19 protein-coding genes are annotated in these 23,482 nt (G+C 74.8%); 12 read left to right on the top strand and 7 right to left on the bottom strand.

All coding sequences use genetic code 11. The annotated features are described in order from the left end of the window. The first annotated feature begins 29 nt into the window (after positions 1 to 29). The 4 genes from NMK34_RS22340 to NMK34_RS22325 are packed head-to-tail and all read left to right on the top strand — an operon-like array spanning position 30 to position 4,965. On the top strand, positions 30 to 965 hold the full coding sequence (locus tag NMK34_RS22340) for a TIGR03560 family F420-dependent LLM class oxidoreductase (protein WP_318335060.1): 936 nt from the start codon (positions 30 to 32) through the stop codon (positions 963 to 965). 48 nt (positions 966 to 1,013) lie between these two features. Then, positions 1,014 to 2,183, top strand: coding sequence for an acyl-CoA dehydrogenase family protein (locus tag NMK34_RS22335; RefSeq protein WP_318335059.1), 1,170 nt, complete (start codon positions 1,014 to 1,016; stop codon positions 2,181 to 2,183). Continuing rightward, positions 2,171 to 4,585, top strand: coding sequence for a hypothetical protein (locus NMK34_RS22330; RefSeq protein ID WP_318335058.1), 2,415 nt, complete (start codon positions 2,171 to 2,173; stop codon positions 4,583 to 4,585). Before NMK34_RS22335 ends, NMK34_RS22330 begins: the two co-directional genes overlap by 13 nt. Next, positions 4,582 to 4,965 carry a hypothetical protein gene (locus NMK34_RS22325; RefSeq protein WP_318335057.1) on the top strand — a complete coding sequence of 128 codons (384 nt, stop codon included), beginning with the start codon at positions 4,582 to 4,584 and terminating at the stop codon, positions 4,963 to 4,965. Before NMK34_RS22330 ends, NMK34_RS22325 begins: the two co-directional genes overlap by 4 nt. Here NMK34_RS22325 and NMK34_RS22320 read toward each other — a convergent pair. Beyond that, a complete protein-coding gene (locus tag NMK34_RS22320) occupies positions 4,959 to 6,416 on the bottom strand; it encodes an amidase (RefSeq protein WP_318335056.1) in 1,458 nt (485 codons plus the stop codon). The two genes, NMK34_RS22325 and NMK34_RS22320, sit on opposite strands and share 7 nt — an antisense overlap. A gap of 267 nt (positions 6,417 to 6,683) precedes the next feature. On the opposite strand from NMK34_RS22320, the gene NMK34_RS22315 reads away from it, so the two are divergent. After that, positions 6,684 to 8,063, top strand: coding sequence for a cytochrome P450 (locus tag NMK34_RS22315; protein ID WP_216933403.1), 1,380 nt, complete (start codon positions 6,684 to 6,686; stop codon positions 8,061 to 8,063). A 149-nt stretch (positions 8,064 to 8,212) separates the two neighbouring features. Here the strand turns inward: NMK34_RS22315 and NMK34_RS22310 are convergent, their stop codons facing one another. Next, entirely contained in the window at positions 8,213 to 9,514 is a 1,302-nt protein-coding gene (locus NMK34_RS22310) for a condensation domain-containing protein (protein ID WP_318335055.1), read from the bottom strand. 73 nt (positions 9,515 to 9,587) lie between these two features. On the opposite strand from NMK34_RS22310, the gene NMK34_RS22305 reads away from it, so the two are divergent. The 4 genes from NMK34_RS22305 to NMK34_RS22290 are packed head-to-tail and all read left to right on the top strand — an operon-like array spanning position 9,588 to position 14,447. Then, positions 9,588 to 11,312, top strand: coding sequence for an FAD-dependent oxidoreductase (locus NMK34_RS22305; RefSeq protein WP_318335054.1), 1,725 nt, complete (start codon positions 9,588 to 9,590; stop codon positions 11,310 to 11,312). A gap of 1 nt (position 11,313) precedes the next feature. Further along, entirely contained in the window at positions 11,314 to 12,717 is a 1,404-nt protein-coding gene (locus NMK34_RS22300) for an FAD-dependent oxidoreductase (RefSeq protein WP_318335053.1), read from the top strand. Between the two features lie 32 nt (positions 12,718 to 12,749). Continuing rightward, the gene (locus NMK34_RS22295; RefSeq protein WP_318335052.1) at positions 12,750 to 14,030 is read left to right on the top strand and encodes a cytochrome P450; all 1,281 of its coding nucleotides are present in this window, start codon (positions 12,750 to 12,752) and stop codon (positions 14,028 to 14,030) included. Between the two features lie 9 nt (positions 14,031 to 14,039). Continuing rightward, the gene (locus NMK34_RS22290; protein WP_269696771.1) at positions 14,040 to 14,447 is read left to right on the top strand and encodes a VOC family protein; all 408 of its coding nucleotides are present in this window, start codon (positions 14,040 to 14,042) and stop codon (positions 14,445 to 14,447) included. Positions 14,448 to 14,451: 4 nt separating this feature from the next. Here the strand turns inward: NMK34_RS22290 and NMK34_RS22285 are convergent, their stop codons facing one another. Together NMK34_RS22285 and NMK34_RS22280 are read right to left on the bottom strand one after the other, a co-directional pair. Beyond that, complete coding sequence (locus tag NMK34_RS22285) at positions 14,452 to 15,318, bottom strand: thioesterase family protein (RefSeq protein ID WP_318335051.1); 867 nt, start codon at positions 15,316 to 15,318, stop codon at positions 14,452 to 14,454. Positions 15,319 to 15,321: 3 nt separating this feature from the next. Further along, on the bottom strand, positions 15,322 to 16,773 hold the full coding sequence (locus NMK34_RS22280; protein WP_318335050.1) for an MFS transporter: 1,452 nt from the start codon (positions 16,771 to 16,773) through the stop codon (positions 15,322 to 15,324). Between the two features lie 96 nt (positions 16,774 to 16,869). On the opposite strand from NMK34_RS22280, the gene NMK34_RS22275 reads away from it, so the two are divergent. Continuing rightward, positions 16,870 to 17,316 (top strand): VOC family protein, encoded by a 447-nt coding sequence (locus NMK34_RS22275; RefSeq protein ID WP_135239725.1) that lies wholly within the window; start codon positions 16,870 to 16,872, stop codon positions 17,314 to 17,316. Between the two features lie 10 nt (positions 17,317 to 17,326). Here the strand turns inward: NMK34_RS22275 and NMK34_RS22270 are convergent, their stop codons facing one another. Beyond that, positions 17,327 to 18,619, bottom strand: a complete 1,293-nt coding sequence (locus NMK34_RS22270; protein WP_318335049.1) for a condensation domain-containing protein — start codon at positions 18,617 to 18,619, stop codon at positions 17,327 to 17,329. Positions 18,620 to 18,686: 67 nt separating this feature from the next. On the opposite strand from NMK34_RS22270, the gene NMK34_RS22265 reads away from it, so the two are divergent. Beyond that, positions 18,687 to 19,781, top strand: coding sequence for a class I SAM-dependent methyltransferase (locus NMK34_RS22265; protein ID WP_318335048.1), 1,095 nt, complete (start codon positions 18,687 to 18,689; stop codon positions 19,779 to 19,781). 57 nt (positions 19,782 to 19,838) lie between these two features. On the opposite strand, the gene NMK34_RS22260 is transcribed toward NMK34_RS22265, so the two are convergent. Together NMK34_RS22260 and NMK34_RS22255 are read right to left on the bottom strand one after the other, a co-directional pair. After that, on the bottom strand, positions 19,839 to 20,321 hold the full coding sequence (locus tag NMK34_RS22260; RefSeq protein ID WP_318335047.1) for a PaaI family thioesterase: 483 nt from the start codon (positions 20,319 to 20,321) through the stop codon (positions 19,839 to 19,841). Next, entirely contained in the window at positions 20,321 to 21,925 is a 1,605-nt protein-coding gene (locus NMK34_RS22255; RefSeq protein WP_318335046.1) for a (2,3-dihydroxybenzoyl)adenylate synthase, read from the bottom strand. The genes NMK34_RS22260 and NMK34_RS22255 overlap by 1 nt, the downstream gene beginning before the upstream one ends. A 231-nt stretch (positions 21,926 to 22,156) precedes the next feature. On the opposite strand from NMK34_RS22255, the gene NMK34_RS22250 reads away from it, so the two are divergent. Next, entirely contained in the window at positions 22,157 to 23,479 is a 1,323-nt protein-coding gene (locus NMK34_RS22250) for an acyl-CoA dehydrogenase family protein (protein WP_318335045.1), read from the top strand. Positions 23,480 to 23,482 lie beyond the last annotated feature (3 nt).

The following is a 23,482-nucleotide window of genomic DNA, read 5'->3' as shown; positions in this document are numbered from 1 at the left end:
GGCCGGACCGCAGTGGAGGGAGCACCAGGATGCGGATGGGAGTGTTCGTCGGCGACTTCACCGGTCCCGGCGGGACGGCGGCGCTGGGCGAACGACTGGCCGCGTTCGCCGTACGGGCCGAACGGGCCGGCGCGGCGAGCCTCTGGCTCAACGACCACCTCTTCCAGATCCCCATGTTCGGCGGCGAGGACGACCCGGTGCCGGAGTCCTGGACGGCGCTGGCGTTCGTCGCGGCCCGGACCAGCCGCATCGAGCTGGGCACGCTCACCACCTCGGCGACGTACCGGCACCCGGGCGTGCTGCTCAAGACCGTCGCCACGCTGGACGTACTCAGCGGCGGGCGGGCCTGGCTCGGCATCGGGCCGCCCTGGCACGAGCGGGAGCAGCGGGACATGGGCATCCCGGTCGGGTCGTGGCCGGAGCGCTTCGCCCGGCTGGAGGAGATCCTGCGGCTGACCCGGCAGGTGTGGGACGGCGACACCACCCCGTTCGCCGGCGAGCACTATCGGCTCGACCGGCCCCGGCTGTGCCCGCCGCCGCTGCGCCGCCCGCCGATCCTGGTCGGCGGCGCGCACGAGCGGCGGGTGCTGCGGCTCGTCGCCCGCTACGCCGACGCCTGCAACCTGTTCGAGGCGGGCGGGCTGCCGATGCTGCGGCTCAAGCTGGACCTGCTGCGGCGCAACTGCGAGCAGGCCGGCCGCCCCTACGACGACATCCTGCGGACCACGTTCGGCGCGCTGCGCGCCGAGGACGTGGCCGACCCGCGGGCGGCGCACCGGCGGTTCCAGGACCTCGCGGAACTCGGCGTCGACGTGGCGGTCGTGGACCTGGGCGCGGACGCCGACGAGCGCCGGTTCGAGCTGTTCGCGGCGCTGGCCGAGGCGGTCGCGCCGCTCGGCCGCACCCAGCCGGCCGCTGTGCCGGCGCACATCGTTGTTCCGGCCGTACCGGCGTTGGCAGACTGACCCGGCGACGGCCGATCCGCACGCGTGTCGAATGTGGAGGAACGTCAAATGACCTCGACCACCCCCGTGACGATCGACGCCCTCAAGGCGGCCCGGGAACTGGCGCCGACGATCGCGGACCGGGCCGCCGAAGGCGAACGCCTCGGCTGCGTACCCCCCGATCTGCTGGACCGGATCTCCCGGGCCGGGCTGATCGACCTGATGCTGCCGCAGGCGTTCGGCGGCCTCGAACTCGACCCGATGGCCGTGGTGGACGTCATCACCGAGCTGTCCCGCGCGGACGGCTCGGTCGGCTTCACCATCCTCAGCCTCAACGCCACGTTCTTCGTCGCCTGGCTGGAGCCGGACGTCGCCCGCTCGGTGCTGGCCGACCGGCCACGCGCCATCGCCACCGTGTTCGCGCCGCTGGGCAAGGCGACGCCGGATCCGGGCGGCGGGCTGGTCGTGGAGGGCCGCTGGCCGTTCAACAGCGGCTGCCGCAACGCCTCCTGGTTCGCCAACGGCGTGATGGTGATGGACGGCGACAAGCCGGCCGTCGTCCCGCCCGGGCGCCCCGACTGGCGGCTGGTCTTCGTCCCGGCCGCGGACGTCGAGGTGCTCGACACCTGGGACGTCGCCGGGCTGCGCGGCACCGGCAGCAACGACGTGCGCATGACCGGCGTACGGGTGCCGCCGGAGTACACCGCGAACCCGATCTTCGAGTCGGCCAAGCTGGACGGGACCATCTTCCGCTGGTCCTTCTTCGCGCTCATGGGCGTGCTGTTCGCCGGGTTCCCGCTGGGCATCGCCCGGCGCGCGATCGACGAGTTCGTCACCGTGGCCCCGCACAAGTCGCGGGGGAGCCGGCCGCTGGCCGAGGAACAGTCGGTCCAGCTGACCGTCGCGCGGGCCGAGGGGCAGCTGCGCTCCGCGCACGCGTACGTGCAGGACACGCTGGGCCGGGCGTGGGACCGTACGCTCGCCGGCGACGAGATGACCATGGACGACCGGGTCGCGGTGCGGCTGGCCACCGGCAACGCCATGCGCGCCGGGACCGCCGCCGTCGACTCGATCTTCCGGCTGGCCGGGGGTAGCGCCCTCTACAACCGGTCGCCGCTGCAACGGTGCTGGCGCGACATCAACGCCGGCAGCCACCACGGCTACTTCTCGGAATACCACGAGACCCGCGTGGGCCGGGCGCTGCTCGGCGTGCCGGTGCCGGACCCATGGATGATGTGACGACGGACGGGCGCCGGCCGTGGACCGGCCGGTGGATCTGGTGCCAGGACACCGGCATCCGCCGCACCGGCGAGTTCCAGAGCATCCCGGAGGTCGACGAGCGGGTCCACGACCGGCGGGTGCTGTTCCGGCGCGAGTTCACGCTCGACCGGGTGCCCGGGCGGGCGCCCATGCGGATCACCGCCGACTCCCGGTACGTGCTGTGGGTCAACGGGGTGGAGCTGGCCCGCGGCCCGGCCCGCAGCCATCCCCGCCGCCTGCTCCACGACACCGTCGACGTGGCCCCCGCGCTGCGTCCCGGCGTCAACGTCGTCGGGGTGCTGGTGCGCTTCTACGGCGAACCGACCGCCTGGTGGATGCCGGCGGTGCCGACGTTCAGCCACGGCGCCGGGGTGCTCGTCGCCGAGGTCGACCTGCCCGGCGGCGTCCTCGGCACCGACCGGACCTGGCGCTGCCGGGTGAGTGACGCGTGGACGCGCCAGCGCCCGTCCGGTCTCGGCCAGGCCCGCCCGGAGGTGCTCGACGGCCGCCGGCTCGACCCGGACTGGCTGCGGCCCGGCCACCCGGACGAGGGCTGGTCGGCGCCCCGCGTGGTCACCGCCCTGCACCTCGGGGGCATCGGCCGGGCGGTCCCGCCCACCGATCCGTACGGGCCGATGCCGCCGCGTGCCACCGCGCCGCCGGCCGTGACGCCGAGGATCCCGGCGGGGCTGCGGCGGCACCGGCCCGGCACGCCCGGTGAGCCGGTGACGCTGCCCCTGACGGTCGACCTGGACGCCGGGTCGCCGGAGGTGCTCACCGCCGACTTCGGCCGGGTCGTCGCCGGCACGCTCGCGCTGCGGCTGACCGGCCCGGCCGGCGTGGTCGCCGACGGCTCGCTCGGCGAACGCCTGGACGGCGAGGGCGCGCCGTCGCCGCCGAGCGCCGCGTTCTCCTACACCCTGCGCGGGCACGCCGACACGTTCGAGACCGCCGACCCGGGCGGCGGCCGGTACGCGGTGCTGCGCCTGACCGGGTCCGGCCGGGTCACGGTGGACGCCGTCACCGTGTACGAACGGCTGCGCCCACGGCCGGCCGGCCCGTTCTTCACGTGCAGCGATCCGCTGCTGGACGAGATCCACCGGGTCGGCCTGCGGACCGTCGACCTGACCGCGCAGGACGCGTACATCGACTGCCCGACCCGGGAGCAGCGCGCCTGGACCGGCGACTCGGTGGTGCACCAGGCCGTCGACCTGGTCACCAACCCGGACTGGCGGCTGGCCCGCTGGCATCCGCGCCTGGCCGCCGTCCCCGGCCCGGACGGGCTGCTGCCGATGGCGGTGGCCTGCGACTTCGAGCACCGCGCCACCACCACCATCCCGGACTGGTCGCTGCACTGGATCCGGTCGGTACGCAACCTGTGGTGGTGGGCCGGCGACCGGGACGAGGTCGCCGCGCTGCTGCCGGTGGCCGAGGGCGTGCTGCGCTGGTTCGCCGAGTTCGCCCGCGACGGGCTGCTCACCGACGTCACCGGCTGGGTGCTGCTGGACTGGGCCAGCGTGCAGGGACGCGGCGCCGGCGCGGTGCTCAACGGGCTGTGGGGACGTGCCCTGACCGACTTCGCCGAGATGGCCGCGTGGCTCGGCGACCACGGCCGGGCCCGCTGGGCGCGCGCGCAGCACCGCCGCCTCGCCGAGGCGTACCGGATCTTCTTCGACCCCGAGCGTGGCGGCTACCGGGACTGGGCGCGCGACGGCGTGGCCGCTCCGGGCCTCAGCGACCACGCCGCCGCGGCGGCAGTCGTCGGCGGCCTCGTCCCGGCCGCGTCGCGGGCCGCGGTGCTGCGGTTCCTGCTGGCGCGGGAGGACCGGGTGACCAGCGCGTGGTCCTTCGGCGTCATGCCGCTGCGGGCCGCGATGGGCCCGCCGCAGCCGGACTGGGACGTGGACCGCCAGGTGGTCGCGGCACAACCGTTCTTCCGGTACGTGGTGCACGACGCGGTCGCCGCGCTCGGCGGCGCGGAGCACGTGGCCCGGCTGTGCCGGGACTGGCGGGCACTGCTGACGGAGGAGACGGACACCTGGCCGGAGACCTGGTCGGGCGGCTCGCTCTGCCACGGCTGGTCCGCCACGCCGAGCCGGGACCTGCCGTTGTACACGCTCGGCGCGGGCCCGGCGGCACCCGGCTTCGCCCGGGCCCGGGTCGCGCCGCGCCTGGGTGACCTGGACTGGGCGCGCGGGGCGGTGCCGACGCCGCACGGCCCGCTCACTGTCGACGTGGGCACGGAGGTGACAGTGGAGTCCCCGGTGCCGGTGGAGATCGACGTGGGCGGCGTCCGGCACCACCGGCCGCCCGGCCGCTGGACGGTCCCGGCGGGACGGGAACACGACCCGGACCGCCCCGGCGCCGCGGTGACGGCATGACCGGCGAACCGGCGGGCGCGCGGACCAACGGCACCAGGCTGACCGTCGCCAACGGCCGGTGGCCGGTCACCGACGCCGCCCCGGCCGCGCGTCCCGTCCCCGTGGAACGGGCCGACGCGCTGCTGTCCGCCGTCGCCGACCTGGTCGGACCCCGCGCCGACCCGCTCGGCGACGCGCTCGCGGCGGTGCTCGACGCGGCCCGCGACCTCGTCGAGGTGGCGGCCCGGTGGCCGGCCGGCTCCACCCCGGGCGCCGAGTCGCACGAGCGCCTCCGGCAGGCCCACGGCAGCGCCCGCGCCGCGTGCAGCGTCTGCTGGTACGCGGTCGTCGAGGTGGGCGACCAGGTCCGCCGCGCGGCCGGCGGCCGCTCGGCTCAGTAGCCGGGCGGGGCCGTGTAGCCGCCGGTCAGCTCGTGCACCGCCGCGGCGAAGGCCAGCGTGCCCCGGTCACCCCAGCGCGGCCCGATCACCTGCACCCCGACCGGCAGCCCGGCCGCGGTGCGGCCCACCGGCACGGCGGTGGCGGGCAGCCGGGCCAGGCTCGCCAGGCTCGCCCACACCAGCTGCCCGGCGTACGGCGCCGGCCGGCCGTCCACTGTGAGCTGCCGGGCCAGCGGGGGAGCGTCGGTCTGGTGCGGGTACGCCGGAAGCGGCGCGGACGGGGTGATCACCAGGTCCACCCGTTCGAAGACCGCCTGCCACGCGGCGGCCGACCGCGCCTGCCGCTCGGCGCTGCGGTGCCAGGCCCGGTACGGCTGGGCGAGGCCCCGGGCGAGCCGCACCACCGGGCGGTCGTCGTCGGGGCGGGCCCGGCGGGCGATCCGGGCCAGCTTGGCGAAGTCGGCGTCGGAGAAGTCGGTGCTGAGCACGCCCAGCAGCAGTTCCAGGTAGATCTCGTACGACTCGTAGAACGGCCGGGGCGGCCGGAGCCGGTCCTCGACCAGCGCGCCCGCGCCGGCCAGGCGCGCCACGAACTCCCGGAGCACCCGCAGCGTCTCCCGGTCGGTGCGCATCAGCGGGTTGTCCAGCCAGACCGCGATCCGGCAGCCGCTGATCCGCCGCGTCGCCGGGGGCGCCGGGGGCAGCGTCCCGCCCGGTACGCCGCCCGCGTCGCCGCCCACCAGCACGCCCAGCGCCAGGTCGAGGTCGGCCGGGTGCCGGGCCATCGGGCCGACAGCGCCCAGCGGCGACGCGCCGAGCGTGCCGGGCGGCCCGGGGATGTGCCCCCGCGTCGGCACCGCCGAGAAGGTCGGCAGGTGCCCGTACACGCCGCAGAAGTGGCTCGGCAGCCGGATCGACCCGGCGATGTCGCTGCCCAGCTCGAGCGGGGTGAGCCCGGCCGCGAGCGCGGCGGCGGAGCCGCCCGAGGAACCGCCCGCGGTGCGCCCGGGATCCCACGGGTTACGGGTGAGCCCGTACACCGGGTTGTCGGTCTGGAAGTCGCCCGCGTACGGCGGCACGTTGGTCTTGCCGACCACGACGGCGCCGGCGGCGCGCAGCCGGGCGACCGCCTCGGCGTCGCGGTCCGGCCGGTGCCCGGCCAGTTCGGGCGCGCCCGCGGTGGTCACCAGACCGGCGGTCTCGAACACGTCCTTCACGGTCATCGGCAGGCCGTGCAGCGGGCCGCGGGGCTCCCCGGCGGCGCGGGCCCGGTCGGCGGCTGCCGCCGCCGCGAGCGCCCGGTCCCGGTCCACCGCCACCACCGCGTTGATCGCCGGATTGAGCCGTTCGATCCGGTCCAGGTGGGCCTGGACCAGGTCGGCGCTGGACACGGCGCCGGCGTCGAGGGCGCGCAGCAACGCGGTCGCGCTCACCGTGGCCAGGTCCTCCATCGCACCTCCCGGCCGCACCCGCGCCGACTGCGCCGGCCGCACGGGCTGGGTACGGTCGTGGCACCGTACCGCCCGGCCGGTCGACTGCGGACCGGTCGCAGTTGCGCGGCGTCCTGAACGCTTGTGCCGCGGCGGCGCGGCGGGCGACGCTGCCGGGGACACCGCGAGCGTGCTCCGGGCGGGCAACGGGCCTCGTTACGGGGCGGCCGCCGCAGCGTCCACGCGTGCATCCGTGGCGATCGTCGCCTGCCCACAGGGGAGACTGGCATGACTTCCGCTCCGACCAGGTCGACCACCTCGAAGACTCCACCGGGGTCGAACGCGCCGCGGTTCGTACAGACCGCGTCGTTCGTCCGGGGTCCGATCGACTACCTCGACCAGAACCACCGCAAGTACGGCGACATCTTCACGGTGTCGCTCATCGGCATGCCGCCGATCGTGTACGTCGCCAACCCGGACCTCGCCCGCCAGGTGTTCGCCACCGACCGCAGCGTCGGCAACGCCGGCCGTACCCGGCAGGACTTCCTGCAGCGGATGGTGGGCGACTACTCGATCCTGGTGCTCGACGGCGACGAGTGGCTGCGGCAGCGCAAGATGATCGGGTCGGCGTTCCACACCCGCTACCTGCAGAGCTACCAGGAGGAGATCCGCCGCATCGCGGTCGAGTCGGTGGCCACCTGGCCGGTCGGCACGCCGTTCCCGGTCCGGCCCAAGATGCAGACCATCGCGCTGGACGTGCTCCTGCGCGTCGTGTTCGGCATCCGCGACCTGGAACGGGTCGCCCAGTTGCGGGAGATGCTGCCCCGGCTGACCGCGTCGGCGTCCAGCATGGAGACGCTGGCGTTCGTGCTGTCCCGCTCGGCGTGGGCCGGCATCGAGCCGATCTTCCGCAAGATCCCGGGCAGCGCGGCGGCCCGGTTCACCCAGGCGCGCGCGGACTGCGACGCGATCCTCTACGACGAGATCCGGCGGCGGCGGGCCGAGCCGGACAACGCCGAGCGCAAGGACATCATGTCCCAGCTGCTGCGTGCCGCGGACGACGAGGGCACGCCGATGACCGACCTGGAGCTGCGCGACGCGCTCATGACGCTGCTGGAGGCGGGATACGAGACGACCGCCGCGGCGATGGCCTGGGTCTTCGAGCGGCTCGTCCGTCACCCCGACGTCTACCGGCGACTGCTGGAGGAGACCAAGGACGGCGACGAGACGTACCTGGAGGCCGTCATCAAGGAGACCATGCGGACCCGGCCGATCGTGCCGGTGATGCCCCGGGCGCTGTCCGGCCCGCTGGAGATCGGCGGCTACACCGTGCCGGGCGGCTGGTGGGTGGCGCCGTCGGTGCCGCTGCTGCACGGCCGGGAGGAGTCGTTCGAGTCGCCGGAGGAGTTCCGGCCGGACCGGTTCCTCGGCGAGGACGTGCCGAAGTCGGCGTTCCTGCCGTTCGGCGGCGGCCGGCGGCACTGCCTGGGCGCGCAGTTCGCCATGATCGAGATGAAGGCGGTCATCCCCGAGGTGATCAAGCGGATGGACCTGCGCCGCCCGGACGGCGCCGGTCCGGAGGCGCAGAAGACCTCGCACGTGCTGCTCACCCCGTCCGAGGGGGCGACTGTCGTGGCCGAGCCGCGTAAGCAGGCGGCGAGCGCCTGAGACGTACCGAGCGACCGGGCCGGCCCTCGACGAGGGCCGGCCCGTCCCGTGTCGGCGGTCGGCCCGGCCGCGCACGCCCTGCGCCGCGACCGTGCGCCCTGCGCCGCGACCGTGCGCCCGGCGCCGAGGCCGGGTGCGCCGGCGGCGGCTCAGCGGCCGGCGGCGGCGACCAGGCGGCGCAGCGGCGCGTCCGGGTCGGCCAGGACGCGCCCGGCCAGCTCCGCGTAGCGGCGGACGAAGTCCTGCGCCCAGGCCGGCTCGAACTGGTCCTCGGCGTAGGACAGCCGGGCGTCGAACCGGTCGGCGCGGGGGATGACTGTCAGGCTCAGGCCGAAGCGGCTCAGCCCCTGGCTGGGCCGGAACGTGTCGATCTCCAGCCCGTTGCGCACGGCCGTCGGCGACCAGGAGTCCGGCGCCCGGTCCGGCAGCATCTGGAAGACCACGTCGTTGACCCGGCCGCCGGCCTCGCGCAGCGCCGGCACCGGCACCGTCTGGTAGGGCACGCCCTGGTGCACGACGGCGTCCAGGACGGTACGGCGGGTCGCGGCGAGCAGGTCGCGGAACGAGCCGCCGTCGGCCAGCCGGGTGCGCAGCACGAGCATGTTGGCGAAGAAGCCGACGGTCAGCTGCACCTCCGGCCGGGTGCGGTTGGCGAACAGCGAGGCCACCGCCAGATCGTCGGCGCCGGTCTCGGTGTGCAGCAGCAGGTAGTAGAGGCCCAGCATCACCGGGAACAGCGTGGTCCGCTCGGCCTTGGCGAACGCGCGCAGCGCCGCCGCGTCCACGTCGCCGAACTCGTGCAGCGCCAGCCCGGGGCGCGGCGCGCCCTGACCGGGGCGCCGCGCGGGCAGGTCGGGCACCCGCATCCCGTCGAGCTTGGCGGCCCAGTAGTCGTGGTCGGCGCGCAACTGCCCGGAGGCGCTCTGCTCGTGCTGCCAGGCGGAGAACTGCCGGTACTGCCAGCCGACCGGTGCCGGTGGCGCGCCGTCACCGAGCAGCGCGATCACGTCGTTGATCAGCACCCCGCAGGACCAGGCGTCGGAGACCAGGTGGTGCATGTTGGCGCAGAGCACGTGGTCGTCGGCGCCGATCCGCCAGGCGCGCCAGCGGACCGGGGCCTGCTCGACGGCGATCGGGGCGCGCAGTTCGTCGGCGTACTGCCGCTGGACCTCCGCCTCCGCGCCGGCCGGCAGTTCGGTCCACTCGACCCGGGTCGGGCCGGGCTCGTGGACGCGCTGCACCAGGTCGCGCCCGCGCCGGTGCAGCGTGGTGCGCAGCGACTCGTGCCGCCGCATCAGGATGTCGACGGTGCCGGCCAGCTTGCCGGGGTCGAGCGGCCCGCGGATGCGGAAGCCGGCCGGGCAGTTGACCGACGCCGTCTCGGCTCGGTAGTGCGCCAGGAACCACATCAGCCGCTGACCGATGGAGGCCGGGATCTCCGTGTACGACATGGCGAGGAGTCTATGGGCGTATCTGCTATCTGCGCTCTACTGCCGGTCCGGACACTCGTGGTAGTCCTAACCCATGTCTGAGGATGCGATCGAACACCGGACCCGGGTCATCGTCGTCGGCGCCGGCTACGCCGGGCTCACCGCGGCGCTCTTCCTGGCCTGGCGCGGTGTGCCGGTGACCCTCGTCGAACGCCATCCGAGCACCTCGGTGCAGCCGAAGGCCTTCGGCATCGTGCACCGCAGCATGGAGCTGCTGCGCCAGATCCCCGGCCTGGAGGAGAAGATCCTCGCCGCCGACGTCATCGACTTCGTCAACGAGGCCCACATCACCATCGCCACCGACATGAAGGATCCGAACCCGGAGGTCCTGCTGGCCGGCAACGACGACACCATGTCGCGGCTGATCCGGCTGACCCCGGCCGGCTTCGGCGCCCTGCCGCAGTCCAAGATCGAGGCGATCCTGCGCCGCACCGCCGAGGAACTCGGCGGCGACCTGCGCTTCTCCACCCGGCTGGAGTCCTTCGACGAGGACGACGACGGCGTGGTGGCCACCCTCGTCGACCTGCCCACCGGGCGCCGCTACCGGGTGGCCGCCGACTACCTGGTGGCCGCCGACGGCTGGCAGGCGCCGGTCCGCGAGTGGCTGGAACTGCCCACGCACGGCGTCGGCGAGCTGTGGCGGTGCCGGACCATCCTCTTCGACGCCGACCTGACCGAGCTGCTGGCCGGGCGCAAGGCGCTGCTGACGTACTTCAAGAACGACGAGTTCACCGGCCTGTACGCGTACCTGGAGAACGCCCGCGAGGTGTTCGGCGTCTCCGGCGCCCACCTGCTCGGCATCAACTACTTCATCGAGCGCGGCGAGAGCGACGACGACTTCACCGACGAGCGCTGCGTGGAACTGGTCCGCAAGGCCATGGTGGAGCCGGACCTGGAGGTGACCATCACCGACCAGTCCACGTTCGTCATCGCCCACCGGGTGGCCGACCGGATGCGCGAGGGCCGGGTGTTCCTGGCCGGCGACAGCGCGCACGTCATGCCGCAGACCGGCGGCCTGGGCGGCGCCACCGCGATCCAGGACGGCTACGACATCGCCTGGCGCATCGCCGCCGTCGTCGCCGGATACGCCGGGCCGAACCTGCTCACCGGCTACGACGCCGAGCGGCGACCGGTGGGGGAGTCGACCGCCAACCGGCAGCTGCACCGCCTCTCCGAACGGATGGCGCCACAGCTCAAGACGTTGCAGTTCGCCGAGGAGGTGAGCCCGGTCTGGGAGCACCTGGGCTACCGGGTCCACTCGCCGTTCGTCAGCACCGAACCCGACGACGACGGCGACCTGCTGGAGGATCCGGAACTGGCGCAGGCCCGGCCGGGCAGCCGCGCGCCGCACGTCCCGGTCCGGCACGGAGACCGGGAGATCTCCCTGCTGGACCTGTTCGGCCGCGACCACGTGCTGCTGCTCGGCTCGCCCGGCACGCCGTGGCGGGCCGCCGCCGAGAAGCAGGCCGCCGCGCTGGGCGTGCCACTGCCGGTGTACGCCTTCGGCGCCGACCTGACCGACCACACCGGCGAGGCGGCACGCCGCTACGACCTCGGCCCGGACACCGCCGTCCTGGTCCGGCCGGACGGCTACGTGGTGTGGCGGGCCCTGTCCCGGCCCGACGACCCGGAACGGGCGCTGCGCGACGCCCTCACCACCGTCCTCGGCCGCGCTCCCGAGCCGGTCGAGCCGCCGCAGTGGTCCGAGCCGGCGCTGCGGCGTACCGCGATCCGGTTCTTCTCCAACATCCGCCGCTGACGTGAGCCGGATCGCCGTCGTCGGGGCCGGCATGGCGGGCCTGGCCGCCGCGTTGTTCTGCGCCCGCCGGGGCCACGAGGTGACGCTGCTGGAGCGCGACGCCGCCGCGCCGCCGGACGGCGCGGGCGCGGACCGGTGGTTCACCGACTGGCACCGGCCGGGCCTGCCGCAGGGACGGCACTCGCACAAGTTCCTGGCCCGGTCGTGCCGGGTGCTGGCCGAGGAGGCGCCGGACGTCCTGGACGACCTCGTCGCGGCCGGCGCGGTGCGGGTGCCGGTCAGCCGCCTGCACACCGGGCCGCCGCCGGCCGACGAGTTCGCGCTCGCCGCCCGGCGGCTGATGCACGAGGCGGTGCTGCGCCGCGCCGTCGGCCGCGAACCGACCGTACGGCTGCGACCCGGTGCGACCGCCCGCGCGCTGGTCACCGGGCGCCCGGACGGCGGCGTGCCGACGGTGGACGGCGTCCGGCTCGACTCCGGCGAGGTGGTGTCCGCCGACCTCGTCGTGGACGCCGCCGGACGGCACGCCCGGCTGCTCGACTCGATCGACGTGCGCCGCCCGCCCGCGCTGGTGCATCCGTGCGGGTTCGTCTACCTGACCCGGCACTACCGGCTGCGGCCCGGCGCCGAGCTGCCGCCGCTGGATCGGCCGCTCGCGATGAGCCTCGGGTACGCCGCCACGCTCGCGTTCCCGGCCGACAACGGCACGTTCTCGCTGTCGGTGACGCTGTCCGACCAGGACGAGCTGCGTCACGCCCTGCGCCGCCCGGCCACGTGGGACCGGTTCATCGCCGCGGTGCCGCACACCCACCGCTGGGCCCGCCGGGGCGTACCGCAGGGACCGGTACGCACCATGTCCGGCATCGCCAACCGCTGGCAGCGGATGCACGACGACGACGGACCGGCGCTGGCCGGGCTGGTCCTGCTCGGCGACGCCGCGCTCCAGACCAACCCGACGTACGGCCGGGGCGTCTCGATCGCGTTCCTGCACGCCCAGCAGCTCGCGCGCACCCTGGACACGACGGGTGACCCGGGCTCGGTGGCGTTCACCGACGCGTTCGAGGCGTGGACCGTCCGCAACCTCGGCGTGTGGTACCGCACCCAGGTCACCGCCGACACCGCCGGTCTGCGGCGGATGGCGGCCGGGCTGCGCGGCCAGCCGCCGCCGGTGTCCGACGACCCGTTCGCCCGCTTCATGGCCGGCATGGAGGTGCTGGCCGGGCGGGACGAGGTCGTCGCCCGCGCGCTCGGCCGGATGGCGCACCTGCTCATCACGCCCGCCCAGCTGCTCGGCGACCGCGACGTGGTGCGCCGGGTGACCGGTTTCCTCGACGGCCGGACCGTCACCGACGACGCCGTCGAGGGTCCGGCCCGGCGGGAGTTCGAGGCGATCGTCGCCGCCTGAGCCGCGACCGGACGGCACCTTCGGAGGCCACCATGGACGCACGACCCGCCCGGACCGACGCTCCCGCCCGCTGCCCGGTGACCGGCGCCGCGGACTTCGAGCCGTTCGGCCCCGCCTACAACGCCGAAGCCGGGGCGAGTCTGGCCGGGGCCCGCGCCGAACGGCCGGTCTTCCACCACCCCGGCCTCGACTACTGGATCGTCACCCGGTACCGGGACGTGCGTGCCGTGTTCGGCGACCCGGACACGTTCTCGGCCGCCAACGCGATGGACCCGTACCGCCCGCTGTCCCGCCCCGCCCTGCGCGAGCTGGTCCGCCGGCGGTTCACCGGCGGCCCGGTGCTGGCGAACGAGGACGAGCCGGTGCACCTGCGGCGGCGGCGCCGGCTCGCCAGGCCGTTCACCCGGCGCCGGGTGCAGCGGCTGGAACCACGCGTGCGCGCGCTCGTCGGCGAGCGGATCGACGCGTTCGCCGGCCGGGGCCACGCCGACCTGGTGGCCGAGCTGCTGTGGGAGGTGCCCGCCCTGGTCGTCGCCGTCTTCATGGGCGTACCGGACGAGGACCTGGCCGAGGTGCGCGGCTACTCGGTGTCCCAGGCCGTGTTCAACTGGGGGCTGCCCACCGACGACGAGCAGGTGGCCGCGTGCGACGTGATGGGCCGGTACTGGCAGTACGCCGCCCGCCTGGTGAGCGGCCTCAAGGAGACCGGCGGCCGGGGCGCCGGCTGGATCGCCCACGCGGTTCGCGCCCAGGCCCGCAACCCGGAGCTGTTCAGCGACTCGTACCTGCAGTCGCTGGTGCTCAACGGCACCACCGCGGCGCACGAGACCACGGCGTCCGGCGCGGCCAACGCGGTGCGGACGCTGCTGGAGACGCCGGGTGCGTGGACGGCGCTGTGCGCCGACCCGGCCGGCATCCCGGCCGCCGTGGAGGAGTGCCTGCGGCTGCGGCCCCCCGTCGTCGCCTGGCGGCGCCGGGTGGTCCGCGACACCGTCCTGGGTGGCGTGCCGCTGGCCGCCGGGGCCCGGCTGCTGCTGGTGACGGCGTCGGCCAACCGGGACGCCGAGATGTTCGCCGACCCGGACACGTTCGATCCGGCCCGCCGCGGCGTGCGCCGGCACCTGGCCTTCGGCGACGGCAACCACGCCTGCCTCGGCGCGCACCTGGCCCGGCTGCAACTGCGTGTCGTCCTGGAGGAACTGACCCGCCGCCTGCCCGCGCTGGAACTGGTGCCCGGCCAGGACTTCGGTCACGCCCCGAACACCTCGTTCCACGGACCTGAACGGCTGTTGGTGCGCTGGCCCGCGTCGTAGCGTTCGGGCATGACGGAGAATGCGGTCGGCATCTACCCGTGTCTGCTGTACCGGGATGCCGAAAAGGCGATCGAATGGCTGGTCGAGGCGTTCGGGTTCACCAAGAACGTGGTGTTCCCCGGCCCCGAGGGGACCATCGCGCACGCCGAGCTCGGCTGGCGCGGCTCAGCGGTGATGGTCAATTCCGTCGGCACCGGCACCCGCCTGGCCACCGAGGTCGGGCAGGGCGGCCTCTACCTCGTGGTGGACGACCCGGACGCGCACCACGCCCGCGCCGTCGCGGCCGGCGCGGAGATCATCCGGGAACTCAAGGACGAGGACTTCGGCACGTCCCGCGGGTACGCCGCCCGAGACCTCGAGGGCAACGTCTGGATCATCGGCACCTATCAGCCCGGCAGCACCCCGGCCCCGGCCTAGCGGCTCACGAGCGGGTCGGCTGCACCTGGCGGGGTGCCATCGCGGCGCCCCGCCGGGTGGAGGTGCTCAGCATCTGCTGCATCCCCGCCGCCACCAGCCGGCCGTCCGGCGCCCAGACCTGGGCCGCCCCACCCAGCACGCCCCGGTGCGACGCCACCCCGGCCGCGTTCACCAGCAGCCACTCGTCGCCCGGGGCGCTGTCGTGGAACGCCACGTAAAGGTCGATGCTCGGGGCGAACAACTGCGTCTCCAGCTCCGGGAACGCGTTCATCACCGCCGGCCACTGGAGACTGTCCACCAGGATCACCGAGCGGCAGGCGTCCAGCCACGGGTCGTCGAAGGTGGCCTGCGGCTGGAACCGGGCCCAGCTGAACGCCACCGGCGCCGGCGTCTCCAGCGTGGTCCGCCCGGCCAGCTCCCGCAGCGTGACGCAGTCGTGCCAGGGCGGCACGCCCCGCCCCTCCGCCTCCAGCAGCTCCCGCAGGTCGGGCAGCTCCTCCGGACCGGGCACCTCGGGCATCGGCGTCCACGGCCCGTCCGGGCCGGTGAGCCCGTCGTGCGCCGCCCACACCATCGCCTCCAGCACCGGCCGGCCGAACTGCGTCATGGACACCCGGGCCGCCGCCGCCCGGCGGGTCGCCCGCAACGTCACCACCGCCAGGTCGACGTAGCCGAACCGGGGCGGGCTCAGGAACTGGCAGGACAGGCTCGCCGGGCGGGGCAGGGACAGGGTCTGCTGGGCGGCGCGCAGCGCCACCGCGGCCAGGTAGCCGCCGTTCGGGCCCATCAGCGCCCAGTCCGGGCACAGCTTCGCCCGGAACTGGCCGTCGCCGGCCGGTTCGATGGTGGTGTCCTCGGCGAGGTGGCCCACGGCTCAGCCCGCCGTCGCCGGCGTCGCCGGGCGGCCCGGCGTCAGCAGGCTGACCACGGTGCCGACGCCGATGAGCACGGCGGCCAGCAGGAAGCCGCGGTCGTACCCGGCGGCCAGCGCGACAGCCGGGGACCGCCCCGCGTCGGCCAGGTGCGACGCGTGCGCCACGGCGGCGGTGACCAGCGTGGCCAGGCCGATCGCGCCGCCGAGCTGCCGGGTGCTGCTGATGACCCCGGACGCCAGGCCCGCCTGGGCCGGCGGGATGCCGCTGGTGGCCGCCGCGGTGATCGGCACCATCACGATGCCGATGCCCAGTCCGATCAGCACGGTCGGGGCGAGCAGGTCGACCAGGAACGTCGCGTCGGCGGGCGTCCGGGACAGCCACAGCAGCCCGGCCGCGGCGACCACGCCACCGGCCACCAGCGGCAGCCGGGGACCGGTGCCGGGCAGCAGCTTCGTGGAGACGCCGGAGCCGGCGACGATGCCGATCGACAGCGGCAGGAACGCCAGCCCGGCCTCGATCGGCCGGTAGCCGAGGACCTGCTGGAGGAAGAGCGACAGGAAGAAGAACATCGACACCATCGCGGTGCCGCCCACCAGCGCGATGATGTTGGCGAGCGCGACGTTGCGGTGCCGGAAGAAACCCGGCGGCATGATCGGCTCGGCCGCCCGCGTCTCGACCACCAGGAACACCGCCAGCAGCAGGACGCCGACCCCGATCGGCACCAGGACGGGAGCGGAGAGGAACGGGTGCTCCCGTACGCCGACGATGCCGTACACGAGCGTGGCCAGACCCGCGGTGACGGTGACCGCGCCGGTGACGTCGAGGCGGCGGCGCGCCCCGGCGGCCGGCGCCGACTCGGTGAGCGCCCAGGCCGCGCCGGCGAACAGCAGTACGCCCAGCGGCACGTTGCAGAACAGCACCCAGCGCCAGCTGAGCAGGTCGGTGAGCACGCCGCCGGCCAGCGAGCCGATCGCGCCGGCGGACGCGGCCACCGCGCTCCACAGGCCGATCGCCCGCCCCCGCTGCTTCGGGTCGGTGAACGTGGTGACGAGCACCGTCAGCGTGGTCGGGGCGAGGATCGCGCCGCCGAGGCCCTGCACCGCCCGGGCGGCGATCAGCGTGCCCGCGTTCGGGGCGAAGCCGCCGACGAGGCTGGCCACGGTGAAGACGGTCAGGCCGGTGAGGAACATCCGCTTGCGTCCGAACAGGTCGGCGGTGCGGCCGCCGAGCAGCAGGAACCCGGCGAAGACGATGGTGTACGCGTTCACCACCCACTGCAACTCGGCCGGGCCCATGGCCAGCGACTCGCCCATCCGGTCCAGCGCCAGGTTCACGATCGCGACGTCGAGGATGACCATGAACTGGGCGAGGCAGACCACCGCGAGGATCGCCCCGCTCGGCGCGCCGGCGGCACGGGCCGGCGCCGGCGCCGCCTTTCCTGTCGTCGTCACTTGCGGGCTCCAAGGGCTCGGGCCGGCCCGGGACGCGCCGGCGGCGGGGAGGCTCGTGCGCTCGGGCGCGGCGGCCGGGGCTGGCATACTGCCCGCATGGCCGATCTCACCGGAACACACTATCGGGGTTACAGTCCGTATCTCTACTACGAGGACGCGGGCGCCGCGCTGGACTGGCTGGTCCGCACGTTCGGCTTCACCGAGAAGGTCCGCTACCTCGACGAGGCCGGTGTGGTCCGGGAGGCGGAGCTGCACGCCGGGGACACGCTCATCATGCTGCACGGCGCCGACCCCGGCTACTGGGCGAAGCAGTCGGCGCCCGGCCCGGTCGGGCACATGTGCATCGTGTACGTCGAGGACGTCGACGCCCACCACAAGGCCACTGTCGCAGCCGGTGTGGACGCGCCCGAGCCGGAGGACCAGCCGTACGGGGCTCGGATCTACATCGTCACCGACCCGGGCGGGCACCAGTGGACGTTCTGGCAGCACCTGACCGACGAGGTGCGGCTGGCGCCGGGCTGGCGCGAGGTACGCCCGGCGTAGCGCCGTCGCGTCAGACCGGGTCCGGCTGCGGCCGCCGGTCCGGCGCGCCCGCCGCCCGCACGGCCAGCGCGACGTAGTCGGTGAGGAACGCCCGCGCCCACTCCGGGTCGAACTGGTCGTCGTAGAACAGCAGCGCCCGGCAGTCGCCGCCGGGTTGCGGGATCAGCCCCAGTTCCAGCCCGAACCGGCTGCGCAGCGCCTCCGGCACGTAGAGGTCGAAGTCGACGCCCCGCGCGGTGACCTTCGTGCCCGGTGGTGGCGTGAGCAGCATCTGGAACACCACGTCGTCGGCGCGCCGCCCGTTCGTCTGGAACCGCACCGGCAGCATCTGGTAGGGGATGCCCTCGTGCAGGAACGCGTCCACCACGGTCCGGCGGGTCGCCTGCACCACCTCGCGGAAGCTCGCCCCCTGCGGGATCCGCGTGCGCAGCATCAGCATGTTGGCGAAGAACCCGACGGTCGACTGCACCTCGCGGCGGGAGCGGTTGGCGAACAACGACGCGACCGCCAGGTCGGTGCTGTCGGTCTCCCGCTGCAGGATCAGGTAGTACAGCGAGAGCATCACCGTGAACAGCGTGGTCCGCTCGGTGCGGGCCAGCAGCCGCAGCCGGTTGAACGTCTCGCGGTCGATCGTCTCGGCCTCGAGGTAGCTGCGCCGCGGCGCCTGCGGGTCCAGCTCACGCATCGGCACGTCGGGCAGCGTCAGCCCGGTCAGCTGCCCGGTCCAGTAGTCCTGGTGCGGCTTCAGCTCGCCCCTGGTCATCAGCTCGTGCTGCCACTGCGCGAACTCCGGGTACTGCCAGCCGATCGGCGTCAGGTCCGGCTCGCCGTCCGGGCCGGCCTCCAGCAGCCGGATCAGATCCTGGACGATGATGCCGCACGACCAGGCGTCGGAGACCAGGTGGTGCATGTTCACCGACAGCACGTGCTCGTCCGGTCCGAGCCGCCACAGCGTCACCCGGACCGGCCACTCGCTGACGTCCACGTTGTCGCGGACCTCGGCCGCGACCGCCGCGCCGAGTGTCTCCTCGTCCGGGTCCGGCAGGTCGACGTGGCGGACCCGGACCGGTGCCGGGTCGTGCACGTGCTGCACCAGGTTGCGCCCCTGCCGCACCAGCGTGGTGCGCAGCGCCTCGTGCCGCGCGGCCAGCCGGTCCAGCGCGATCTGTAGCTCGCCGACGTCCAGCGGGCCGTGCAGGCGGCACACGACGGGGCAGTTGAGCGATGCCGAGTCGGGCCGATAATGCTCCAGGAACCACAGCAACCGTTGTCCGATCGAGGCCGGCACTTCGCGTACGCCCATGCCCCGGAGTATCGAGATCCGGCGACGCCCGGCGCAATGCGATCCGGCCGGTGAAACGAGGTCGAGGGTGGAACCGTCCAGCTCACCGGCGCGGCAGGCGCAGGCCCTGTCGATGCGGTTGTTCCTGCACAGCCTCGGCGCGGCCGAGCTGATGACGATGTACCTCGGCCATCGGCTGGGGCTCTACCGGGTGCTCGGCGAAGGGCCCGTGACGGGTGCCGAGCTGGCCGCGCGCGCCGGTATCGGGGCCCGGCACGCCACCGAGTGGCTGGAGCAGCAGGCCGCCGCCGGGGTGGTCGAGCCCGCCGGGGACGGCCGCTTCCGCCTGCCGGAGGGACACCGGCAGGCGCTCACCGACGCCACCAGCCCGTTCGCGGTGCTGTCCCTCGCGGTGCTGCCGGTGGCCGGGCTGGCGCCGATGCTCGACCGGCTGGTCGAGGCGTACGCCAAGGGCGAGGGCGTGGGTTACGACGAGTACGGCGAGGAGTTCCGCGCCGCGCAGGCGGGCATGAACCGGCCGGTGTTCACGCACGAACTGCCACGCTGGATCCGGACCGCCCTGCCGGACGTGCACGCCCGGCTGTCCCGGCCCGGCGCGGTGGTGATCGACGTCGGGTGCGGCACCGGTGACTCCTCGCTGGCGCTGGCGCAGGCGTACCCGTTCGCCACGGTCCACGGTGTCGACCTGGGCGCCGCCGCGATCGGGGCGGCCCGCGACCGCGCCGCGTCGGCCGGGCTGGCCGAGCGGGTCGTGTTCACCGTCGCCGACGTGGCCGAGCGGCCCGGCGCCGAGCGCGGCGACCTGGTGTGCGTGTTCGACGCGCTGCACGACATGAGCCGGCCGGTACGGGTGCTCACCGCCGCCCGGGAACTGCTGCGCCCGGGCGGCTGCGTGCTGCTGATGGAGCCGCGGGTGGGGGAGCGGTTCACCGCGCCGGCCGGTGAGGTCGAGCGGTTCATGTACGCGGTCAGCGTGCTCCACTGCCTGCCGGTCGGCCTGACCGGTGACGGCGACGACGGCGGTGCCCCGGCCGGCACCGGCACCGTCATGCGGCCGGACACGGTGCGCCGCTACGCCGAGCGGGCCGGTTTCGCCGCGACCACTGTGCTGCCGGTCGAGCACCGGTTCCACCGCCTCTACCGCCTGGACCCGCCGGCCTGACCGGACCGGCCGTCCTCACGGGGCCGGCCCGGCCGGGCCGCCCGCGGATCAGGCGGCTCAGGCGGGCGGGTCGCGGCGGGCCGCCACCCGGGCGCTCAGCCGGCTCGCCGTCGACTCGGACAGCACCCGGAACTCCGCGGTGGCCTCCACGCACACCCGGTCGGTGCCGTCGACGATCGTGCCCGTCGTGCCGAGCCGGTCGGGGGCGGTCGTCGCGATCCGGGCGCGCACCCGGTAGTCGGCGCCGATGCGCAGCGGCCGGACGAACCGGGCGGTGGTGTCGACGGTGACCGCGAAGCGCCGGGCGCCGGCCACCACCGCCCACGCCATCGCCTCGTTCAGCACGGCCAGGCTCAGCCCGCCGTGCACGTACGTCGGCGCGCCGGAGTGCCGCTGCGCGAACGTGAACGAGGCGAGCACCTCGGCGCGCTCGTCGTCGTAGGAGAACGGGATCCGCAGCCCGTGCTCGTTGATCGGGCTGCACACGAAGCAGTGCGTCTCCAGCGGACCGCTGTGCTCGTCCAGCCGTCGTACGGCCATCAGGCGCCGTCCCCGGTGAGCGACCGGCGCAGCGCACGCTTGTCGACCTTGCCGGCACCGGTGTGGCTGAACGCGGGCACCACCTCCAGCCGGTCCGGCAGTTTGTACGCGGCCAGCCCCCGGCCGGTCAGGAACGCGCGCAGCTCCGCCAGGTCGAGGCCGCCGCCGTCGTCGCGCCGGACCACCACGGCGCAGATCTTCTCGCCCAGCGCCGGGTCTGGTACCGCGATGACGGCGGCGGCGCGTACGGCCGGGTGGGCCTCGATCTGGCTCTCCAGCTCGGCCGCGCCGATCTTCTCGCCACCACGGTTGATCACGTCCTTGATCCGGCCGGCGACCATCAGGTTGCCCTCCGGGGTGAGCCGGACCAGGTCGCCGGTGCGCAGGTAGCCGTCGGCGGTGAACGCGGTGGCGTTGTACTCCGGCGCGTCGTAGTAGCCGCGCAGCGTGGTCGGCCCGCGGACCAGGAACTCGCCGACGCCGCCCGGCGGGACGTCCCGGTCGTGCTCGTCGACGACGCGGTACTCGTCGGCCGGGATCAGCGGCCGGCCCTGGGTGGTGGCGATCGTCTCCGGCGGATCGTCCAGCCGGGTGTACCACAGCGGTCCCTCGGCCATCCCGAACCAGTGGCTCAGCCGCAGCCCCCGGCTCAGGATCTCCCGGGCCACCTCCGGGCGCAGCGGCGCGCCGCCGACCTCCAGCAGCACGCCGGACAGGTCCACGCCGTAGTCGCCGGCGAGGTCGAGCCAGACCGCCAGCAGCGGCGGCATCAGCGTGGTCAGCGTGACGCCCTCGGCGGTGATCAGGGGGAACACGTCGTCCGGGCTCGGTGTCGGGCTGAGCACGACCCGGCCGCCGGCGCGCAGCGTGCCGAGCACGCCGGGGCAGCCCAGCGCCGCGTTGTGCGCCGCCGGCAGCGAGGCGAGGTAGACGCCGTGCTCGTCCACGCCGAGCGCCTCGGCGCTGCGGCGCAGCTGGTAGGCGTAGTCGTCGTGGGTGCGGGGGATCAGCTTCGGCAGCCCGGTGGTGCCGCCGGAGAGCAGGAAGAACGCGACGTCGCCGGGGTCCGGCGCGGGCAGGTCCCGGGGCTCGTCGCGTACCTCGCTCAGGGCCAGGTGCGGCCCGGGCTCCCCGGCCACGATGACGTGGTCGAGGCCGGCGGCGGACGCGGCCACCGTCGCGGCCAGCGGCCGGTGGTCGTACCCGCCGAAGCGGTCCGGCACGACCAGCGCCCGTGCCTCGGTGTGCCGGGCCAGGTAGGTCAGCTCGGCCTCGCGGTGCGACGGCAGCGCGAACACCGGTACCGCGCCGAGGCGGAACAGGCCGAGCGCGACCACCACGAACGCGGCCGTGTTCGGCAGTTGCACCACGACCCGGTCCTCGGCGCGCAGGCCGAGCCGGTGCAGACCGGCGGCGAACCGGTCGGCGGCGGCGTCGAGTTCGGCGTAGGTCATCCGGCCGCCCGCGTCGACGACGGCGGTGCGGCCGGGATGCCGGCGCGCCCCCTCGCGGCCGATCTCGCCGAGCAGCTCACCGGTCCAGATGCCCGCGGCGCGGTAGCGTTCCGCGTCCGTCTCGGGCCAGGCGACACAACCTTTCAGCACCGCACGACTCCCCTGTCAACTGTGGACGCGTCCGCCTCGGGCGAGGTGCGCTCCACCTTGGCCGGTGTCGTCGCGGCCCGGCAAGCGGTCAGCGTTGCCGCCCGCGGGGCCAGGCTGCGATCCTGCGCGGGCGCAGGTCCCCCCGGTCGTGACCGGGTGCGACTGCGGATGCGCATCAGTTGCACAGCCGGCCGCCCGGCCGGGGCACTGTCATCCGACGGGAGGGGACGCATGGGCCCGGATGTCAACGGCGGGGACGGGCGGGGCAAGGAGTGCCGGTCGGACGCGGGTGAGCTGACCGCCCGCACCGAGGCCGGCCGGCGGATGGTGGAGCTGGCGCAGGAGCACGCCGCCGACTTCGCCACCCGCGCCGCCGACCACGACCGGGACAACACGTTCGTCCGGGAGAACTTCGAGGCGATGAAGGCCAGCGGCTTCCTCGCCGCCACCGCACCGCGGGAGTTCGGCGGCCTCGGCGTGTCGTCCCTGCACGACCTCGTCGTCGCGGTGTCCCGGCTCGCCCGCGGCTGCCCGTCCACCGCGATCGCCGCGAACATGCACCTGGGATTCGTGTGGAGCACGGCCCGGGGCTGGCGGGCCGCGGCGCAACCGCCGCCGCAGCTCACCATGCTGCTGCGGCTGCTCGGCCGGGGCCGCATCGTGGTGTCGCACGCCGGCACCGAGCCCGGCGGCGGGGCGATCAGCTTCCCGCGTACGACGGCCGAGCCTGTGCCCGGCGGGTACCGGATCAACGGGCACAAGATCTTCGCCACGAACGCCGAGATCGCCGAGACGGTGGTGGTGTTCCTGCGGGTGCCCGACGGTGCGGGCTGGTTCAACGCCGGCACCGCCGTGGTACGGACCGGCACACCGGGGATGACTGTGGAACGCACCTGGGACGCGCTCGGCATGCGGGGCTCGGGCAGCCACGACATCCGCTTCACCGACTGCGTCGTCGGGCGGGACATGGTGATGGTCGGCCGCCCACTGGGGGAGATGGCCACCGAGTGGCCGGGCCTGCTGGCGGTGAACTTCCCGCTCGTGGCCGCGTACGTGGGCATCGCCGAGCGGGCGATGAGCCACGTGACGGAGCTTGCCGTGACGCGCCGCCAGCAGCCCTCCGGCCAGTTGCTCGCACACCGCGCGCCGGTGCGGTCGCAGGTGGCGGAGATGGCGGTGGAGCTGGCCGTCGCGCGGGCCACGCTGGGCCGGGCCGCGGAGGCGATCGACGCGTTCCTGGCCCGCCCCGACGCCGAGGTGGAGCCGGCCGACGCGTACCGCGCCATCGAGGACTTCCAGGTCGCGAAGCTGGTCGTGAACCGGTCCGCCGCCGCGGTGGTCGACCGGGCGATGGCGGTGACCGGCGGCCAGTCGTACCGGACCGGGCACCTGCTCAACCGGCTCTACCGGGACGTGCGCGCGGGCGGGTTCATGCAGCCGTACTCGCCGCCGGAGGCGCTGGAGTTCGTCGGGCGTACCGCGCTGGGCCTGGATCCGTTCGAGGAACTGCGGGACAGCCTGGCGTCGGCCCGCGCGGCGGCGGCCGCCGGCTGACGG

The organism is Micromonospora sp. BRA006-A (genome assembly GCF_033433935.1).
Lineage (GTDB): Bacteria > Actinomycetota > Actinomycetes > Mycobacteriales > Micromonosporaceae > Micromonospora > Micromonospora aurantiaca.
This window is presented reverse-complemented; position numbering and strand designations above follow the sequence as displayed.

Bases quoted from the DNA above. Each gene is read 5' to 3' on its own strand.
- NMK34_RS22340 (WP_318335060.1), top strand. From the start codon at position 30: ATGCGGATGGGAGTGTTCGTCGGCGACTTCACCGGTCCCGGCGGGACG.
- NMK34_RS22335 (WP_318335059.1), top strand. From the start codon at position 1,014: ATGACCTCGACCACCCCCGTGACGATCGACGCCCTCAAGGCGGCCCGG.
- NMK34_RS22330 (WP_318335058.1), top strand. From the start codon at position 2,171: ATGGATGATGTGACGACGGACGGGCGCCGGCCGTGGACCGGCCGGTGG.
- NMK34_RS22325 (WP_318335057.1), top strand. From the start codon at position 4,582: ATGACCGGCGAACCGGCGGGCGCGCGGACCAACGGCACCAGGCTGACC.
- NMK34_RS22320 (WP_318335056.1), bottom strand. From the start codon at position 6,416: ATGGAGGACCTGGCCACGGTGAGCGCGACCGCGTTGCTGCGCGCCCTC.
- NMK34_RS22315 (WP_216933403.1), top strand. From the start codon at position 6,684: ATGACTTCCGCTCCGACCAGGTCGACCACCTCGAAGACTCCACCGGGG.
- NMK34_RS22310 (WP_318335055.1), bottom strand. From the start codon at position 9,514: ATGTCGTACACGGAGATCCCGGCCTCCATCGGTCAGCGGCTGATGTGG.
- NMK34_RS22305 (WP_318335054.1), top strand. From the start codon at position 9,588: ATGTCTGAGGATGCGATCGAACACCGGACCCGGGTCATCGTCGTCGGC.
- NMK34_RS22295 (WP_318335052.1), top strand. From the start codon at position 12,750: ATGGACGCACGACCCGCCCGGACCGACGCTCCCGCCCGCTGCCCGGTG.
- NMK34_RS22290 (WP_269696771.1), top strand. From the start codon at position 14,040: ATGACGGAGAATGCGGTCGGCATCTACCCGTGTCTGCTGTACCGGGAT.
- NMK34_RS22275 (WP_135239725.1), top strand. From the start codon at position 16,870: ATGGCCGATCTCACCGGAACACACTATCGGGGTTACAGTCCGTATCTC.
- NMK34_RS22270 (WP_318335049.1), bottom strand. From the start codon at position 18,619: ATGGGCGTACGCGAAGTGCCGGCCTCGATCGGACAACGGTTGCTGTGG.
- NMK34_RS22260 (WP_318335047.1), bottom strand. From the start codon at position 20,321: ATGGCCGTACGACGGCTGGACGAGCACAGCGGTCCGCTGGAGACGCAC.
- NMK34_RS22250 (WP_318335045.1), top strand. From the start codon at position 22,157: ATGGGCCCGGATGTCAACGGCGGGGACGGGCGGGGCAAGGAGTGCCGG.